This window comes from Pseudomonas sp. LAP_36, assembly GCF_019456785.1.
Classification (GTDB): Bacteria; Pseudomonadota; Gammaproteobacteria; order Pseudomonadales; family Pseudomonadaceae; genus Aquipseudomonas; species Aquipseudomonas tritici.
Window position 1 is genome coordinate 556,224 of the sequence record NZ_JAHZMS010000002.1, and the last position, 15,874, is coordinate 572,097.

Annotated in this window: 15 protein-coding genes and 2 pseudogenes; 8 read left to right on the top strand and 9 right to left on the bottom strand. The window is 59.0% G+C overall.

Annotated elements, in window-relative coordinates:
• Nucleotides 1-216: 216 nt before the first annotated feature.
• From JBO08_RS08105 to JBO08_RS08115, 3 genes are read left to right on the top strand one after another with little or no spacing between them, the layout of a single operon-like run.
• Nucleotides 217-1,755, top strand: coding sequence for an NAD(P)/FAD-dependent oxidoreductase (locus JBO08_RS08105; protein ID WP_220074207.1), 1,539 nt, complete (start codon nucleotides 217-219; stop codon nucleotides 1,753-1,755).
• A complete protein-coding gene (locus tag JBO08_RS08110; protein WP_065945344.1) occupies nucleotides 1,752-2,642 on the top strand; it encodes an SDR family oxidoreductase in 891 nt (296 codons plus the stop codon). The genes JBO08_RS08105 and JBO08_RS08110 overlap by 4 nt, the downstream gene beginning before the upstream one ends.
• A 15-nt stretch (nucleotides 2,643-2,657) precedes the next feature.
• Nucleotides 2,658-3,491: a metal-dependent hydrolase gene (locus tag JBO08_RS08115; RefSeq protein ID WP_220074206.1), complete on the top strand. Its 834-nt coding sequence runs from the start codon at nucleotides 2,658-2,660 to the stop codon at nucleotides 3,489-3,491.
• Here JBO08_RS08115 and JBO08_RS08120 read toward each other — a convergent pair.
• Nucleotides 3,488-5,563: an EAL domain-containing protein gene (locus JBO08_RS08120; RefSeq protein ID WP_065872010.1), complete on the bottom strand. Its 2,076-nt coding sequence runs from the start codon at nucleotides 5,561-5,563 to the stop codon at nucleotides 3,488-3,490. The two genes, JBO08_RS08115 and JBO08_RS08120, sit on opposite strands and share 4 nt — an antisense overlap.
• 308 nt (nucleotides 5,564-5,871) lie before the next feature.
• Between JBO08_RS08120 and JBO08_RS08125 the strand changes: the two genes are divergently transcribed.
• Together JBO08_RS08125 and JBO08_RS08130 are read left to right on the top strand one after the other, a co-directional pair.
• Nucleotides 5,872-6,138, top strand: a complete 267-nt coding sequence (locus JBO08_RS08125; RefSeq protein ID WP_065880700.1) for a hypothetical protein — start codon at nucleotides 5,872-5,874, stop codon at nucleotides 6,136-6,138.
• Between the two features lie 13 nt (nucleotides 6,139-6,151).
• Nucleotides 6,152-6,481, top strand: coding sequence for a DUF6388 family protein (locus JBO08_RS08130; RefSeq protein ID WP_065872012.1), 330 nt, complete (start codon nucleotides 6,152-6,154; stop codon nucleotides 6,479-6,481).
• 4 nt (nucleotides 6,482-6,485) lie between these two features.
• On the opposite strand, the gene JBO08_RS08135 is transcribed toward JBO08_RS08130, so the two are convergent.
• The 7 genes and pseudogenes from JBO08_RS08135 to tssA all read right to left on the bottom strand — a co-directional run bounded on the left by JBO08_RS08135 (nucleotide 6,486) and on the right by tssA (nucleotide 12,887).
• A complete protein-coding gene (locus tag JBO08_RS08135; protein ID WP_065908845.1) occupies nucleotides 6,486-7,331 on the bottom strand; it encodes a serine/threonine-protein kinase in 846 nt (281 codons plus the stop codon).
• Nucleotides 7,328-7,615, bottom strand: a pseudogene (locus JBO08_RS08140) (PP2C family protein-serine/threonine phosphatase); the annotation flags it as partial. The gene JBO08_RS08135 and the pseudogene JBO08_RS08140, both read right to left, overlap by 4 nt.
• A pseudogene (gene tssF / locus JBO08_RS08145) lies at nucleotides 7,615-8,904 on the bottom strand (type VI secretion system baseplate subunit TssF); the annotation flags it as partial. The pseudogenes JBO08_RS08140 and tssF, both read right to left, overlap by 1 nt.
• The gene (tssE, locus tag JBO08_RS08150) at nucleotides 8,894-9,286 is read right to left on the bottom strand and encodes a type VI secretion system baseplate subunit TssE (protein ID WP_065880689.1); all 393 of its coding nucleotides are present in this window, start codon (nucleotides 9,284-9,286) and stop codon (nucleotides 8,894-8,896) included. The gene tssE and the pseudogene tssF, both read right to left, overlap by 11 nt.
• 14 nt (nucleotides 9,287-9,300) lie before the next feature.
• Nucleotides 9,301-10,776, bottom strand: a complete 1,476-nt coding sequence (tssC, locus tag JBO08_RS08155) for a type VI secretion system contractile sheath large subunit (protein WP_220074205.1) — start codon at nucleotides 10,774-10,776, stop codon at nucleotides 9,301-9,303.
• A 28-nt stretch (nucleotides 10,777-10,804) separates the two neighbouring features.
• Entirely contained in the window at nucleotides 10,805-11,302 is a 498-nt protein-coding gene (gene tssB, locus JBO08_RS08160) for a type VI secretion system contractile sheath small subunit (RefSeq protein WP_065872017.1), read from the bottom strand.
• Between the two features lie 31 nt (nucleotides 11,303-11,333).
• A complete protein-coding gene (gene tssA, locus JBO08_RS08165; protein ID WP_083213973.1) occupies nucleotides 11,334-12,887 on the bottom strand; it encodes a type VI secretion system protein TssA in 1,554 nt (517 codons plus the stop codon).
• A gap of 477 nt (nucleotides 12,888-13,364) precedes the next feature.
• On the opposite strand from tssA, the gene JBO08_RS08170 reads away from it, so the two are divergent.
• Nucleotides 13,365-13,880: an Hcp family type VI secretion system effector gene (locus tag JBO08_RS08170; RefSeq protein WP_012724698.1), complete on the top strand. Its 516-nt coding sequence runs from the start codon at nucleotides 13,365-13,367 to the stop codon at nucleotides 13,878-13,880.
• 52 nt (nucleotides 13,881-13,932) lie between these two features.
• On the opposite strand, the gene JBO08_RS08175 is transcribed toward JBO08_RS08170, so the two are convergent.
• Nucleotides 13,933-14,754, bottom strand: a complete 822-nt coding sequence (locus tag JBO08_RS08175; RefSeq protein ID WP_065872019.1) for an aldo/keto reductase — start codon at nucleotides 14,752-14,754, stop codon at nucleotides 13,933-13,935.
• 106 nt (nucleotides 14,755-14,860) lie between these two features.
• Between JBO08_RS08175 and JBO08_RS08180 the strand changes: the two genes are divergently transcribed.
• Nucleotides 14,861-15,355, top strand: a complete 495-nt coding sequence (locus JBO08_RS08180; RefSeq protein WP_049712951.1) for a DUF1543 domain-containing protein — start codon at nucleotides 14,861-14,863, stop codon at nucleotides 15,353-15,355.
• 149 nt (nucleotides 15,356-15,504) lie between these two features.
• Nucleotides 15,505-15,786 carry a peptidylprolyl isomerase gene (locus JBO08_RS08185; RefSeq protein WP_010210937.1) on the top strand — a complete coding sequence of 94 codons (282 nt, stop codon included), beginning with the start codon at nucleotides 15,505-15,507 and terminating at the stop codon, nucleotides 15,784-15,786.
• Nucleotides 15,787-15,874 lie beyond the last annotated feature (88 nt).

Here is a 15,874-nt window from a genome sequence, read left to right on the forward strand (position 1 = left end):
GGCCTCAGCCATCGTCCACACCCTGGACCTAAACTTCGTGCCTGTCCGTCGGACAAATCGCACATGAGGAACCTGGGACTAGCGTAGGCGATATTTTCAGGTAGATTATTTAAAATCTTTTTTAAAATAAGTAATTCAATTTTTCTTTGCAATGGTGTTCTATCTAAAAGACAAAACAAGAAAGCGAGCACACCCGATGCCCACGAAGGACTGCTTATGAATGCCCAGAGTGATTCAATCGACATTGCCATCATCGGCTCAGGCTTTGCCGGCCTGTGCATGGCGATCAAGCTCAAGGAGGCCGGGTTCACCGACTTCTTTATTGCCGAACAGGCCGACACCCTCGGCGGCACGTGGCGGGACAACCACTACCCAGGTTGCGCCTGCGATGTGCAGTCCCATGTGTATTCGTTTTCCTTTGCGCCCAACCCGGACTGGACGCGACAGTTCGCGCCGCAGGCAGAGATCCGCGCTTACCTGGAACAATGCGCCACGCGCTTTGGGTTGGCGCCCTACCTGCGCTTCGGCATGGGCCTAAAACGTGCGGTGTTCGACGACCAACAGCAACGCTGGCAGTTGAGCTTCAGCGATGGCCGTCAGGTCAGTGCGCGGGTACTGGTATCGGGTATGGGCGGCTTGTCGCGCCCGGCGCTGCCGGATATTCCAGGGCTCGACAGCTTCAAGGGCAAACGCTTTCACTCCCAACAGTGGGATCACGATTATTCCTTGAAGGGCAAACGCGTGGCGGTGATCGGCACCGGCGCCAGTGCCATTCAGTTCGTGCCGCAGATCGCGCCGCAGGTGGCTCACCTGGACCTGTTCCAACGCACCCCGCCGTGGATCATGCCCAAGCCCGACCGCGCGGTTTCGCCCTTCGAACGCTGGCTGTTCAAGCACCTGCCCTTCACTCAGCGCCTGGTGCGCGGCGCCTTTTACTGGGCGCTGGAAGGCCGGGTGGTCGGCTTTGCCCTGCACCCACGGCTGATGAAGATGGTGCAGAAAATCGCCCTGCGTCACCTGCATAAACAAGTGGCTCGCCCTTCCTTGCGCAAAACCCTGACCCCGGACTACACCATCGGCTGCAAGCGCGTGCTGATTTCCAATGACTACTACCCGGCGTTGTCGCGCAGCAATGTGGAGGTGGTCACCAACAACGTGCTGCGCATTGAAGCTGACGGTGTGATCACCGCTGACGGCATCAAGCACCCGGCCGATTGCCTGATCTTCGGCACCGGCTTTCAGGCCACCGATCCCCTGCCCCGCGATTGCATCATCGGGCGCGGTGGCGTGGACCTGATGGACACCTGGCAAGACGGCGCCCACGCCTACAAGGGCACCACCGTGCCGGGCTATCCCAACCTGTTCCTGATCGTCGGGCCCAACACCGGCCTGGGGCATAACTCGATGATCCTGATGATCGAAGCCCAGGTCACCTACATCCTCGACGCACTCCAGCACATGCAGCGGCATCGCATCGCCACTGTCGACGTCAAACCCAGTGTCGAAAGCGCCTACAACCAACAGCTGCAAGACAAGCTCAAGCGCACTATCTGGAACACCGGCGGTTGCCAAAGCTGGTACCTCGACCCGCGCACGGGCAAGAACACCACCCTATGGCCCGGCTCCACCTGGCGCTTCAAGCAGGTCACCCGGCAGTTTGCGCTCAAGGACTATGTGGCCGACCTGCTACCGGTCAACACGCCCAGCCGTCCAGTGCCGGCGCCCCACTCCACCGCAGAAGGCAGCCTGTCATGAAGTCATTCAACGGTCGCGTAGCGGCCATTACCGGCGCGGCATCCGGCATGGGTCGCGCCCTCGCCCTGGCCCTGGCTCGGGAAGGCTGCCACCTGGCGCTGGCGGACAAAAACAGCCAGGGCTTGGAACAGACCGAGGCGTTGATCAAGACCTCGACCCTGGCCCCCGTGTTGATCACCACCCAGGTGCTGGATGTTTCCGACCGCCAGGCCATGCTGGATTGGGCCGCGCGCTGCGTTGCCGAACACGGCCAGGTCAACCTGGTGTTCAACAATGCCGGGGTGGCGCTGTCGAGCACGGTGGAAGGTGTGGACTACGCCGACCTGGAATGGATTGTCGGCATCAACTTCTGGGGTGTGGTCCACGGCACCAAGGCGTTCCTACCGTATCTGAAAGCCTCGGGTGACGGCCATATCGTCAATACGTCCAGCGTATTCGGCCTGTTTGCCCAACCCGGCATGAGTGGCTACAACGCTACCAAGTTCGCCGTGCGCGGCTTTACCGAATCCCTGCGCCAAGAGCTGGATATGCAGCGCTGCGGCGTCTCCGCCACCTGCGTACACCCAGGAGGCATTCGTACCGATATCTGTCGCAGCAGCCGTATCGACGCGAACATGACGGGTTTCCTGATCCACAGCGAACAGCAGGCCCGCGCCGACTTCGAGAAGCTGTTCATCACTGACGCTGACCAAGCCGCCAAAGTGATCCTGCAAGGCGTGCGCAAAAACAAGCGTCGTGTGCTGATCGGCCGTGACGCGTATTTCCTCGACCTGCTCGCCCGGTGCTTGCCGGCGGCCTATCAAGCCTTAGTGGTATTCGCCAGCCAGCGCATAGCCCCAAAAGCCCGCACGCCGGTGTTTGAAACCAACGACGAGCCCCGTCTCTGAACAGGAGCATGCACTATGTTACCGATCCGCCGTGACATCCATTTTGACCTGCCCGCCGAGCGCATCAAGGACTGGCATGAACAGGGTCCGTTCATCACGCATTTTTTCAACGCCTTGTCGCTGTTGTTCCCCCAGGGCGAGCTGTTTTTCATGGACAGCGTGCGCCACTACCGCCAGCACATCGATGACCTTGAACTGAAGAAAGAGGTCCAGGGTTTTATCGGCCAGGAGGCCATGCACAGCCGTGAGCACGTGGCCTACAACAACCTGCTGCAAGAGGCAGGATTGCCGGCACACACCCTGGACCGACGGCTTAAATTCATCCTCGACCTGCAGAAAAAACACCTGCCGCCGTCCTTCAACCTCGCGGTGACCATTGCGCTTGAACACTACACCGCAATGCTGGCGGAAATACTCCTGAGCGACCCGACACGTTTCGGCCATTCACTCAAAGGCTACCAGCAGATGTGGTACTGGCACGCCCTGGAGGAAACCGAACACAAGGCCGTAGCCTTCGACGTGTGGAACCGCGTGATCAAGCCCGGCCCCAAGCGTTACTTGCTACGCACCGGGACCATGCTGACCACCACGTTGCTCTTCTGGCTGGTGGTATTCGATTTCCACCTGCGCCTGCTGATTGCCGACCGCAAATCGGGGGGGCACCTGAAAGGCTTCTGGCGCATGCTGAAGTTTCTGTATGGGCCCAAGGGGGTTTTCCCACGGATGCTGGTGCCGTGGTTGCATTACTTCAAACCCGGTTTTCACCCCTGGGACCATGACAACCGGGCTCGTCTGGCTGGAATAGACAGCCTGGTCGAGGAAATCGAGCAGACCCAGCGCGGTTATTAGCCCTCGGCTAACGCGGCACGCGCTCGCACAAAGCCTTCCAACTGATCGCCCGGCAGCGCCTTGCTGAAATACCAGCCTTGGATAATCAATTCGGCGCCGGTGTTCAGGAAGGCCAACTGCTCGGCAGTCTCTACCCCTTCCACCACCACACCCAAGTTCAGGGCCTCACAAAAACGCAACATGCCGGTCATGACCTGAGCGCCCTTGGGATCATGCTGGGCCACCACGAAACTGCGGTCGATCTTGATGAAGTCCACCGGAAACTGGTGCAGGTAACTCAAGGCCGAAAACCCGGTGCCGAAGTCATCGATGTAAACCTTGGCACCCATGGCTTGCAGCTTCTGGATGGTCTGGCGCGTGGCCTGGATATCACTGACCAGCGCGTCCTCGGTGATTTCCACCGATACCTGCCCGTGGGCCTGGGCCAGAATCTCCACAAGGCGCTCGCCATAGGCAGCGTCGGTCAGGGTCGCGCTGGAAATATTGATGGTCATCGGCAAGGCAAAGCCAAGTTTTTGCCACTTCTGGTATTGGCGAACCGCCTGGGATGCCACCCACACATCCACGTCCGGCATCAACTGTGCCTGGGCCAGCCATTGCAGGAACTCCCACGGCGAATGCACCGTGCCCTGGGCATCACGAGCTCGCATCAGCGCCTCACAGCCGGTGCATAGGCCGGTGCGAGTCGAGACCTGCGGCTGGAATTCGAGGTAGAACTCGTAGTCGCTGATCTGCTGGATGCGGCTCAGCTCAGTGGCCTGGCGCGCCAAAGTCTTGTGCGAAGCGAGCACCGGGTCCAACTCGCGCAACCGGCCCTTTTCCTCAAGGCCACGGAAGGTCATGTCCAGGGACTTGAGGTAGACCGTGCCGCCCTCAGTGGCCTGGCGATGAATCGCGTGCACATACGGCGCATACACCAGCGTGCCCAGGGCCAGCAGTGCCAGTTGCAGCGCCACCGCCGCCAGGTCGCCGTGGGTGCTGAGATAGGCGTTGAGCAGCACAGGCGCCGTGAACGGTACGCTGACCACTGCCGGCGACACCCAGCCCATCTGCACCACGGTTAACGCCACCGTGGCGTTCAACGCCGGTACGATCAGAAACGGTATGAACAAGCGCGGGTTGAGAATGATCGGTAAACCGAACAGCAGCACTTCACTGACGTTGAACAGTGAGAGCGGCACACTCGCCACCGCCAACAGGCGCATGGACTGGCTCTTGGAGAACAGCAGGATCGCCAGCAACAGGCACAATGCACCGCCAGAACCACCGATAAACGCAAAGCTGCCCAACAGGCCGCTGTTCAACACATACTTGATGGGCTCGCCCGCTGCCGACGCCGTGCTATTCAGCACTACGGCCTGGTCCAGCACATCGAACAACGGTTGCATGGCGTACACACCGTGGATCCCGAAAAACCACAGCAGCGAATTCATCAATGTCACAAACAGGCCGCTGCCGTAGGGCGATTCCAACGCATTGAGTACCTGCGGCCCTTGGAGTTGGGCCACATAGGGCACCTGCAACAACAAGGACAGCACTGCCACCAACGCCAAGGCAGTGATCGCCCCCGGCACCACCATGTTGATCGTACCTCGCAGGTTGTGCCCCACCAGGTCTTCGTTGACCACTCGGGTCCAGCGGTAACGGTGCAGCCAGGCAATCGCCGGCACATTCAACAGCGGCGAGGCAATCGCGATAAACAGTACGAAGGTGGCCGAGGCGCGCGGGTACTCCCGCAGGACAAACGTCGCCACTACCACATGAGCCAGGCACAGGAATGCCACCGGCAGTTGCGGCAGGCGATGTTGGATCGCCAGCATGTAGCCAATGGAAGCGGCCACCAGCAGTGGGATGACGGAGCTGATCTGATTGTGGAGGCCGGCGAGGAACGCCACCACCTGCGGGTCGAAGCCAAGCACGCGAGCACATTCAGACAGGATCAGAAAGCTCGCTGACACCAGCAGGCACGGCAGGATCCACAACAACCCTTCGCGGATCGCTCGCAGCGACTCCGTGCTGGCCAAGGCGGCCAGACGTTGGGTGAAGAAAAGCTTGAACAGCGTTTGCGCCATGACCCATCCCTCTGCCCATCGCCCACTGTCCCTGGAAGGCAGCGCCGTAAACACGGGCTAACGCTACACGTCCAGGCACAGTGAGCGAAAGCTTTTTGCCATTCCTCCGGGTGTTTTTTCAACAATGGATGACAGGAAATTCGCTGAATATTTCCAAATAATTGACTTTTCTAAGCTGGGCCAATCGCGGAATCTGCTTCAATACTTACTGCCTGTGTGTTTATGGGTGCAGGCTCGCGGCGCCGGGGGCGCAACTGATCAAGGAAGGTTGTTGCAAAGGAAGCAGGCACCAGGGAGATAAGCTGGCTATGCAAAGTAAGCTGCCAATGAAGGGGCACCCGCTGTTTTTCAACGTGCTGCTGTGGGTGTTCGGCGTCGCGCTGCTGTTGATCAGCAGGGGCGTTATTGAACGGGCGACGGGGTCCCCCAACAATAGCTCTGTGGACTTGGCCCTCGTGCTGAGCGCGTATCTGTTATTGTTTTTACTCAACCCCATACGCGCCTGGACCCACCGCCGGCTGCGCAAACGCGCGCGTCGCCTCTGTGCATCCCACCGACCGGAATCCGGCCCTTGATTGGAGCAAGCCTTTGTCACCACCTGGCGATAACCACCAGTTAGCACTGGACAGGTTCCTCAACGAACACCCCGATGTGGCCACCGAACTCAATACCCTGAACCCGCTGGCCGCCCAGGCCAAGGGCGAAACCCTGGCGCAGTACCGCGCCGAGCGGCTGCATGAAGCCTTCGAAGCGGAAGCCGAACGCCAAGGCCTGTTTGCCTGGGAATTGACCCTCAAACTGACCTCCGAGTCCGCCGAAGCCTTCGAAGCCCAGCGCCTCGAGGTGCACAGGGAAGTGGCGCAGATGGCGGGCCTGGGCTGGAGCGAGTACTGCCAGCTGCATGACCTCCCCGGTTGACGCACTAGCTCAGGAACCAGCAACGACGCCGGCCCGCCAACGCATCGCGCAACTCGGCGACGCCTACCGTTCGCTGCTCGGGGTCCATCGCCAATGCTGAACACAACGAAGGCCAACAGTGCCTGGGCAGTTGCCTGGGCCGACGCAGTCGCTGATTCTGCTGGCGTTCGCCGGGGCGGCGGCCTTCGGCCAGTTCATAGAGCACGCAGGCAGCCCCGTACAAATCGGCACTGGCCGACGGCCCCCCTCCCGCTATCAGCTCAGGCGCCGCATACGCCGGCGTCCAGGCATTCAGGCGACTGCGGCTCAAGCTCGGCAACCCAGCTTTTGCCTGCGCCTCGGCATGGCCCAGGCCAAAATCGAACAAGCGTATCCCTTGCTCCCCCACCATGATATTCGCCGGTTTCACATCCCCATGCAGGACGCCTTGCCGATGGGTATAGGCCAGTGCATCCAGCAATTGCAGGGCCATGGGTTGCAGCTCCTGCCATGCCAGCCCCTGCGGACACTCCGGGAGCATGCGATCCAGGGTCAGGCCCGGCATCACTTCCATAGTGAAAAATGCCAGTTGGTGCGTGGTGTCTACCTCGAATGAAAATGCGCGTACCACATGGTCATGGCGCAGACTTCGGGTCAGGGCGAATTCGCTGTACAGCAACACATGAGCGTCGTCGGAGGCAGAAAGGGTCTCGCCCAACAGCTTCAGCGCCACACGGCAGTCGGGCTCGCCGAACGCCTCATGCATCAGGTCCCGGGCCCGATAGACCACGCCCATGCCCCCGGTACCCAGGATTCGTTCAAGCTGATAGCGCCCCGCCAGCAGGTTAGGCGGACCTGCCGCCGCGCTCATGACTGGACCACCACGGCGGTGAGGTCATCCCGCGCCGGCCCCCGCAATACGTCGCTGAATAGCTGCTCCACCACCTGCCGTGGCGTACCTGCACTCATGGCCCTCCCCAGTTCCCTGCAGCTGAGCCCTTGGTACAGACCATCGCTGCACAACAAAAACACATCTCCGGGATGGGTACGCAGCTCCAGTATCTCGAGGCTCAGTGGCTGCCGGGCTCCAACTGCACGGGTCAACGCCCTTGCGCCTGGATGAGCCTGGGCCATTTCTGGACTCAGTTGCTGCTTACCTGCAACAGCCGAGGCAGGTTTTGATTGGTGCAGGTCAATTCGATCGACAGCGTCTGTGGCTCCACTGCCAGGCCGTTACCAAAGCTAAGCCAGGTATCGAGCCCCGCATGCTGCGCCGACGTCCGTTGGCGAATGCTGTAACTCGGTGCGCCTTGCGAAAGGTCAGTGTCGCCATCATGCTCGAAGGATTCGAAGGGTACGTAGGCCTGATATCCGAGCCCCCCAGGCTGCCAACCGGTGACACTGTCTACGGAAAACACGCCAGCGTTCTCTCGTGAATACTCGCCGGGAATCAGCAGGTATTCGTCTTGTTTGCCATCTAGGCGAATCGGTACGGCGTCATGCGTGAACAAGTTGACGATGGGCGTGCAGTACAGCTTCACGTTATCCAGGGTAGGCACCTGGGACTCACGCGATGGATTGCGCAATTCGAAGCGCAACACCACCCCGTACACTTGCTTCAGTAATTCACCGGGCAAACTGCGCAGTACCTCCAGGCCACCCACATCGACAAACAGGTACTTGTCGGGAAAGGCAAAGTACTCCTGCAGATGGCGATACCCGCGAAAAGTGTTCGACGGATACGGAATCAACGCCTGCTCCTCACTGAACCCCACGGGTTGTACCCGGTCGGCGCTCAATCGCAGCGATATCGCCTGCCCATCACCTCCCTCGAGCGGCTGGCCATCGCGGCCCAAAGGCAGTAGCTCGATACCGCCAAGATGACGCAACAGGCTCAGGTACAGCTCCTGGCTGATGTAGCGATCTCCCGTCAGATGCAGGCGCAAATGATCGAAGGTCGATTCACAGAAATTCCCTTCGTCGCTGACGTCCAGGCGTAGGCTCAAAATCGCACACGCTGCTTGGCAGCTGTACTCCAGCGCGCTCAGTCGCAGCGGTAGAACCTGCGTGGCGTAACAGGTACGAAAACGGCATCGCTCGTTGTTGACTGGGGCGCTTTCGACCGGTGTATCCCGCGCGACCCACACACCAGGGCCGGAATGTTTCAAGGGGTCGAACTGCAGGATGCTGAAGGCGGGCATCGGTCGCATGTAGTTCGGCCAAAGCAAATGCATCAGCGAATGCGTCAGCTCTGGAAGCTCGTCATCCAGTTTCTGCCGCAGGCGACCCGTAAGAAACGCAAAGCCCTCCAGCAAGCGCTCTACATCCGGGTCCTGGCCTGACTCCGCGAGAAAGGGAGCAAGCGCCGGATTGCGTTCGGAGAACCGCCGTCCAAGCTGCCGCAACGCACTGAGCTCGCTTTGGTAATAACGGTTAAACGACATCCGGCATGACCTCTACACGACCGGTGTCACATAGCCGCGCGGTGAACACCACGGGCTGGCGGATGCCCTTGACCATCAGCGTGGCTTCGATAGCGAACGCCAGGGCCAATGGGTCATGATCCCGTGGCAGTGTTGTGACCCGCACATGCTTCAAGCGCGGCTCGTAGGCTCGGATAAATCGCTCGATCAACAGACGCGACTGACTCAATGATTCATGCAGGCTCTGATTCATATCATTGAGGTCGGGCAAACCGTAGTCCGGCAGCGTCTGTACGCTGCCTGCACGGATACTGAGCATTTTCCCGAGATGGATGGCGACGGATGTCACTCCACATGCGGGGGCAGCCGCGAGGCGCTCGAAAAGATTTTGGTGGTGGGGCATTCCCTGGCCTCTGCTCATTCTTTGTCGAGCTTGCCAACCAGGGACAGCGTGAAGTCTGCCCCCATGTACTTGAAGTGCGGCCGTACACTCAGGTTGACGCGATACCAGCCGGGCTCGCCGTCGACGTCACTGACAACAATGCGCGCTGCGCGCAAGGGGCGCCGCCCACGCACCTCGGCGCTGGGGTTTTCCTGGTCGGCCACGTACTGGCGAATCCATTTATTGAGTTCCAGTTCAAGGTCGGTGCGTTCCTTCCACGCCCCCAGTTGCTCGCGCTGAAGGACCTTGAGGTAGTGGGCCAGGCGATTGACCACCATCATGTAAGGCAACTGGGTACCCAAGCGGTAATTCAGCTCGGCTTCCTTGCCTTCGGGAATGAGGCCAAAATATTTCGGCTTTTGTACCGAGCTGGCGGAGAAAAACGCGGCATTGTCGCTTCCCTTGCGCATTGTCAAGGCAATGAAGCCCTCTTGCGCCAGTTCGTATTCACGACGGTCGGACACCAGTACTTCAGTCGGAATCTTGGTTTCGATTTCGCCCATGCTGTGGAAGTGATGCAAAGGCAAGTCTTCCACTGCCCCACCGCTTTGCGGGCCGATGATGTTCGGGCACCAGCGAAACCGCGCGAAACTGTCAGTCAGGCGCGTGGCAAAGGCGTAGGCAGTATTGCCCCACAGGTAGTGCTCATGGCTGTTGACCACGTTTTCATGGTAGGCGAAGGTCTTGACTGGACATTCAAGGGGATCGTAGGGCGTACGAAGCAGGAATCGCGGTACCGTCAACCCGACATAACGCGCGTCTTCGCTTTGGCGGAAGCTTTGCCATTTGGCAAATTGCGGGCCTTCGAAATGGTCTTTCAGATCCTTGAGGTCCGGTAAACCGGTGAAACTTTCCAATCCGAAGAACGCCGGCCCGGCGGCAGCGATAAAAGGCGCATGGGCCATGCAAGCCACACTGGATGCGTACTGCATCAGCTTCACATCGGGCGCGCTGGGTGACAGGAAGTAGTTGGCGATAATCGCACCCACAGGCTGGCCACCAAACTGACCGTATTCAGCACTGTAGATATGTTTGTACAACCCGGACTGAGTCACTTCCGGTGAGTCTTCGAAGTCTTCCAGCAGGTCTTGACGGGAGACGTTCAGCAGCTCGATCTTGATGTTCTCGCGAAAGTTGGTGCGGTCGACCAGCAATTGCAGCCCCTTCCAGGAGGCTTCCAGCGCCTGGAAGTCCGGGTGGTGCAAAATTTCGTCCATTTGCAGGCTGAGCTTTGTGTCGATCTCGGCAATCATGCGGTCGACCAAGCGTTTCTTGACGGGCTCGCCACGGTTTTGCGGCTTGATCAACTCTTCGATAAACGCTGAGACGCCACGTTTGGCAATGCCATACGCCTCGTCGTCCGCACTCAGTAGTGTCTGCGCAACTATGTTGTCGAGGATGCTGTACTGGTCAGCGGTTGGTGCAGGTAGCGGGTGCTGTTGTGTAGTCATGTGGTCAGTGTCCTTTTACTGAAAAATGTCAGGTGTCGGGGGTGTCCAGCCCCAGCTCCGCCAATACCCGGGTGCGGGACTCGTCATCGGCCAGGGCCTGTTCGATAGCCTTGCGAAAGCTCGGGGTGTTGCCCAATGGTCCTTTCAGCGCCATAAGTGCCTCGCGCAACGCCATCAGCTTGTGCAGCTCGGGAACCTGTTCAACCAGGTTCGCGGGATTGAAATCCTTCATGGAATTAATGCGGACCTGAATGGCCAGTTCCTCAACGTCTGCCTCCTCCTGCAGGCGGTTGGGCACGTTGAGCGTCAAGCTCAACGCCTGTTTGGCCAACACGTCATCCAAGGTGTTCTTGTCGATCGCGATAGGCTTGCGATCTTCGAGCTTGCGCACATCCTCACGCTGGGTGAAATCGCCCAGCACCAACAATTTCAATGGCAGTTCGACGTCTTCCTGCGCGCCGCCGATGGCGGGTTTGAACGTGATATTGATACGTTCCTTGGGGGCTACCGAACCTTCTTTGGCCATGGTGTATCTCCTTTTTAAGTGGCTCGAAAGCCTATTCAAGTACCGCTTCCAGATCGAAGAGGCACAGCCTGCGGTGGGTGTCTTCCTTGCGTTCGCGCACGGCGTGGTTTTGTGGCAGCAGATCGCAGCAGCGATACAAAAGCTGGGTGACTTGAAGGGCCAGCTCCGGCTCCCAGCGTTCCAGGCCCGTACGTTGCAATTCGTGGTCGAGGTGTTCGAGCTGGATCTTCGCCAGCTCATGTTTGCCGGCCTGTACACACAGGCGCGCCTGGGCCAGCCGCCAATAAAAACGCGCGCGATCACTGCGAGCGGCGTGCATGCCTTGCTTGAGTTCATGGATGGCGGCCTTGAGCCCGTCCTTTAGCAGCCGGGGCGCCACGCCTTGCAAGGCGATCTCCCAGGGCTCGGCTTCAGCATCAACCACCGCTGCAGGTGATTCGGGCATTTGTAGATGACGCGCAACCTGCAGCGTGATCCAGTCGCGCGTGACGGCATCGGCAAAAGGGGCGCCGTCGTGAAAGCGAAAGGCCGGCAGCTCAGGCAAGCGTTGCAACAACAGAGCGAAGGTCACTTCCAGCTCGGTCATGGCCTGTTCGGCCTGCAAGGCCTCCAGGCATTGCCAGAGCATGCGCAACCCATCGAACCAGAACATCGCACCGCAGAGACTGGCGTCGAGTTCAAGCACCAGGTCGGCGTGATGGCCTTGGGCAAAACGTTCGTGATAACGCTTGAGCTTGTCGGGGGCTGGCCCGCGCAAGGCGGTGACCCGCTCATTATCGGCATCCGGGTAGCTGGCGAGTGCCAGCCATGTCAATGTTCGATTCAGGCGCAGCGCGCGCAGGTCAGTAGCGTTCTGGCGCAACCACCAGGCACACAGGGAACGGGCTTGTTCCTGCAACGTACGCAGCAACTTGCTGGCGTCTTTTTCGTTGTCCACCACCCCTTCGGGTTTGAGCAATTGGCTGGTCGCCTGCTTGACCTGCGCAATGACGCCATTCAACCCCACCGCCGGGGCGTCGCCCTGCGCAGCCCGCTCCAATCGCTGGGCCAATTGCCTGCGTATCGGCAGCAGCAACGGCGCGTCATCGCCCAAGTGCTTGGTCCACAGCTCATCGAGGCATATCAGGTGCTCAAGCACGGCACGGAATAGAGGCTGCTGGTTCTGCAGCGGCGGGCCCTGCATAAACAGGGGCTCAAGGCGCAACACCAACCATCCGAATGCCGCGCCACGGGTGCGCGGTTTTTCAGGGTAGACCGCCGACCAATGATGCTCGCAGAGATAACGCAGCAACCCGAGCCCGGCCAGTAAGCCTGGGAAGGATTCACGCTGGTGCAGCGCCCAGGTCAGCCAGACGGCCACCTTCAGATCCTTGGACTGCTGGCGTAACAGGATCTCGCTGGTTTCCAGGACCTTATGCCAATCGGGCTGGCCGTTGCCATGAATCGACTGCACCTTGGCCAGCTCTGATTCCAAGACTTCATACTCACTTGAAAAGCGCATATCGCTGCCCGCAAAACGTGTTTGCGTACACGGCGAACGTGCAACTTCAAGCCAATAATCACAAAGCTCGTCCGAATAAGACATTTGGCACCGCGCGCAACTAACCGAGACAAAAAGGCCAACTAATCACATTTAAAACTGCACATCAGAAAGCCATCTGTACTTTGCAGAAACCCCTGCAAAGCTCCCAAACCTTAGCCACGCCTATAACATTCAGCAAGCGACGGAATTACACTTAATCCTTTTCCTACAAAAATCCTAAATCGACGAATGCGCAGCTTTTTGCGCACTTAAACAACTGTAGATGCTCGACCTCTTCGAAAACTGTAAGTTTTACCAAGCGATCTATCTGAGCAACTAAATGCGCACCGCTGCGCAATCAAATACCGTCCAAAGCAATTAAAACTCGCCTATCTCATAGAAATTCCATGCACATATAACGCTGCCCCCCTAATTTTATTGGGCGACGTACTTTCAGGCACGCTTCTTGTTATAGGTATTTGCCCAGCCGGCACATTTATCGGTTGGGACTACCTCATTAATCAGGCAAGGAAACCCGTCATGCCAACACCCGCGTATCTCTCCATCACCGGTGTCAAACAAGGTTTGATTACGGCAGGCACGTTTACCCAGGACTCGGTAGGTAACATTTATCAGGAAGGCCATGAGGACCAGATCCTGGTCCAGGCCTTTGCTCATCAGGTGATCATTCCCCGCGATCCGCAGTCGGGCCAGCCAACGGGCCAGAGGGTCCATAAGCCCTTGATGATCAGCAAGGTCTTCGATAAGTCTTCGCCATTGCTGTTCAGCGCATTGACCAGCGGCGAAGAGGTCAAGTGTCGGCTGGAATGGTTGCGCACCTCGTCGGCCGGCACCCAGGAACACTACTTCACCATTGAGTTGGAGGGGGCGACCATCGTTGACATCCAGTCACGCATGCCCAATTGCCAGGACCCGGACAACGCCCATTTCACGCACCTGGAAGATGTGTACTTCACGTATCGCAAGATCGTGTGGACCCATGAAGTGTCCGGGACATCGGGGTCTGATGACTGGCGCAGCCCGGTTGCGGGCTAGGGAGAATTGATACAGGAACGGCGCCAAGGAAGACGCCGTTCCTGCCAGTTGGCTAAACCATCGCCAACGGGTGCTTGCGCTTGGGCGCGCCAAACACGCGATCGATAGCGTCCAAGTCGTGCTCATCCAGTACCAGCTTGGCGGCCGCTGCGTTGAGTCGCACGTGCTCGGGGGTGACGGCCTTGGGTATCGCGATAACACCGTCCTGGCGCAACACCCAGGCCAGGGAAACCTGGGCGGGCGTAACCTCGTGGCGCCGCGCTATCTGCTTGAGGGTCGGGCTGGCCAACAGCTCGCCACCCTGGGCGATCGGGCAGTACGCCATCAAGGGCAAGTGATGCTGTTGCCACCAGGGCAGCAGGTCGAATTCGATACCACGCTCCTCGATGTTGTAGAGCACTTGGTTGGTGGCGCAGGCTGGAGATGCGAGCTCCTGCAGGTCGGCCACGTCGAAATTGGAGACGCCCCAGCGGCCAATCTTGCCGGCTTCGCGCAAGCGCTCAAAGGCGTCGACGGTTTCTTCAAGAGGATATTGGCCGCGCCAGTGCAACAGATATAGATCAATGTAGTGCGTGCCCAGGCGTTGGAGGCTGGCTTCACAGGCACGGGGAACGCCTTTGTGACTGGCGTTGTGCGGGTAGACCTTGCTCACCAGGAACACCTGGTCACGCCGACCGCGAATGGCTTCGCCGACGACTGTTTCAGCACCACCCTCGCCATACATTTCAGCGGTATCGATCAGGGTCATGCCCTCATCAATGCCCAGTTGCAACGCCGCGACTTCGGCGCGGTGCTGGTCGGGGTTTTCGCCCATGCGCCAGGTTCCCTGGCCGATGACAGGGACGGGAACGCCCGCCAGATCAATGGTACGCATGACAACCTCCTGATAAGTTCGCGGATTAACAGTGTGGCATTGACCGGACAAAAGGGTTCAATCGAAGTATGGTTAGCCTTTGCCAAGTCGCCAGGAAGAACCTGCAATGCTGTTTGTCGTCATGCTCGGGGGTAAGCACCCACGCGCAAAGATTGAAGTGCACGATGTGGTATTCGCTGTGGCGGACACGCTGGAAGCGGCCTACCCGCAATTACGCGCTGACTGGTTCGGCAGCCCCAAGGGCGTGCATATCGATTCGTGGATGGCAGTGGACGGCGTCGACGGCTGGAAAGTCGAGATAAGCCACTTGGCACCGTCTGCCGGCGCGCATCACCTGTATTTCATCAACCTGGGCGGTTATGAAGCCAATAGCTTTGGCGAGGCCCACCACTATCTGCTGGTGGTCGCACGCAACAAGCAGGAAGCGATGAGCAAAGGCAAGCAACAGATGCTGCGCCACTGGTCCCAGGCCCATACTGACGCCGTGATGGACATAGACGACTGCCTCCCCATCGATCTGGTGGACGGCCGTTATGTGCATTTAGTGCAAGGCCCGCACCGGCCCATCCTCCAGCAAAACGACTATATCGTCTTGCTTTGAACGGGTATGAACGCTACGCCGAAGCAGCTTAACGATGGATAGATGCCTGCTCAGGTTTAGTGCAGTACCCAAAATCCAGTGGAACTTTGCCAGGAAATAACCGACTGAATCCGGTAGGCTCACCCTTTTTACTCAAGGAGTTACTTCCCATGGCCAAAGCCACCGCCCGTCACATCCTCGTTTCCACTGAAGACAAGTGCAACGAACTCAAGGCCCAAATCGAAGGCGGCGCCGATTTCGCAGAAATCGCCAAAGCCAACTCCAGCTGCCCGTCCAGCCGCGACGGCGGCAACCTGGGTTCGTTCGGTCCAGGCCAGATGGTAAAAGAGTTCGACACTGTCGTATTCAGCGCCCCGGTCAACACCGTGCAAGGCCCGGTGAAAACCCAGTTCGGCTACCACCTGCTGGAAGTCACCAGCCGCCAGGACTGATCCAGTCTGCGCTGATGCTATAAACAACGGCCCGCCTTTTGGTGGGCCGTTGTGCATGTGATGACTGGCGACGCTGATGCCGTTAGCG

Coding starts and splice junctions, on each gene's coding strand:
- JBO08_RS08105 (WP_220074207.1), top strand. CDS start 217: ATGAATGCCCAGAGTGATTCAATCGACATTGCCATCATCGGCTCAGGC.
- JBO08_RS08110 (WP_065945344.1), top strand. CDS start 1,752: ATGAAGTCATTCAACGGTCGCGTAGCGGCCATTACCGGCGCGGCATCC.
- JBO08_RS08115 (WP_220074206.1), top strand. CDS start 2,658: ATGTTACCGATCCGCCGTGACATCCATTTTGACCTGCCCGCCGAGCGC.
- JBO08_RS08120 (WP_065872010.1), bottom strand. CDS start 5,563: ATGGCGCAAACGCTGTTCAAGCTTTTCTTCACCCAACGTCTGGCCGCC.
- JBO08_RS08125 (WP_065880700.1), top strand. CDS start 5,872: ATGCAAAGTAAGCTGCCAATGAAGGGGCACCCGCTGTTTTTCAACGTG.
- JBO08_RS08135 (WP_065908845.1), bottom strand. CDS start 7,331: ATGAGCGCGGCGGCAGGTCCGCCTAACCTGCTGGCGGGGCGCTATCAG.
- tssE (WP_065880689.1), bottom strand. CDS start 9,286: ATGCCCCACCACCAAAATCTTTTCGAGCGCCTCGCGGCTGCCCCCGCA.
- tssC (WP_220074205.1), bottom strand. CDS start 10,776: ATGACTACACAACAGCACCCGCTACCTGCACCAACCGCTGACCAGTAC.
- tssB (WP_065872017.1), bottom strand. CDS start 11,302: ATGGCCAAAGAAGGTTCGGTAGCCCCCAAGGAACGTATCAATATCACG.
- tssA (WP_083213973.1), bottom strand. CDS start 12,887: ATGTCTTATTCGGACGAGCTTTGTGATTATTGGCTTGAAGTTGCACGT.
- JBO08_RS08170 (WP_012724698.1), top strand. CDS start 13,365: ATGCCAACACCCGCGTATCTCTCCATCACCGGTGTCAAACAAGGTTTG.
- JBO08_RS08175 (WP_065872019.1), bottom strand. CDS start 14,754: ATGCGTACCATTGATCTGGCGGGCGTTCCCGTCCCTGTCATCGGCCAG.
- JBO08_RS08180 (WP_049712951.1), top strand. CDS start 14,861: ATGCTGTTTGTCGTCATGCTCGGGGGTAAGCACCCACGCGCAAAGATT.
- JBO08_RS08185 (WP_010210937.1), top strand. CDS start 15,505: ATGGCCAAAGCCACCGCCCGTCACATCCTCGTTTCCACTGAAGACAAG.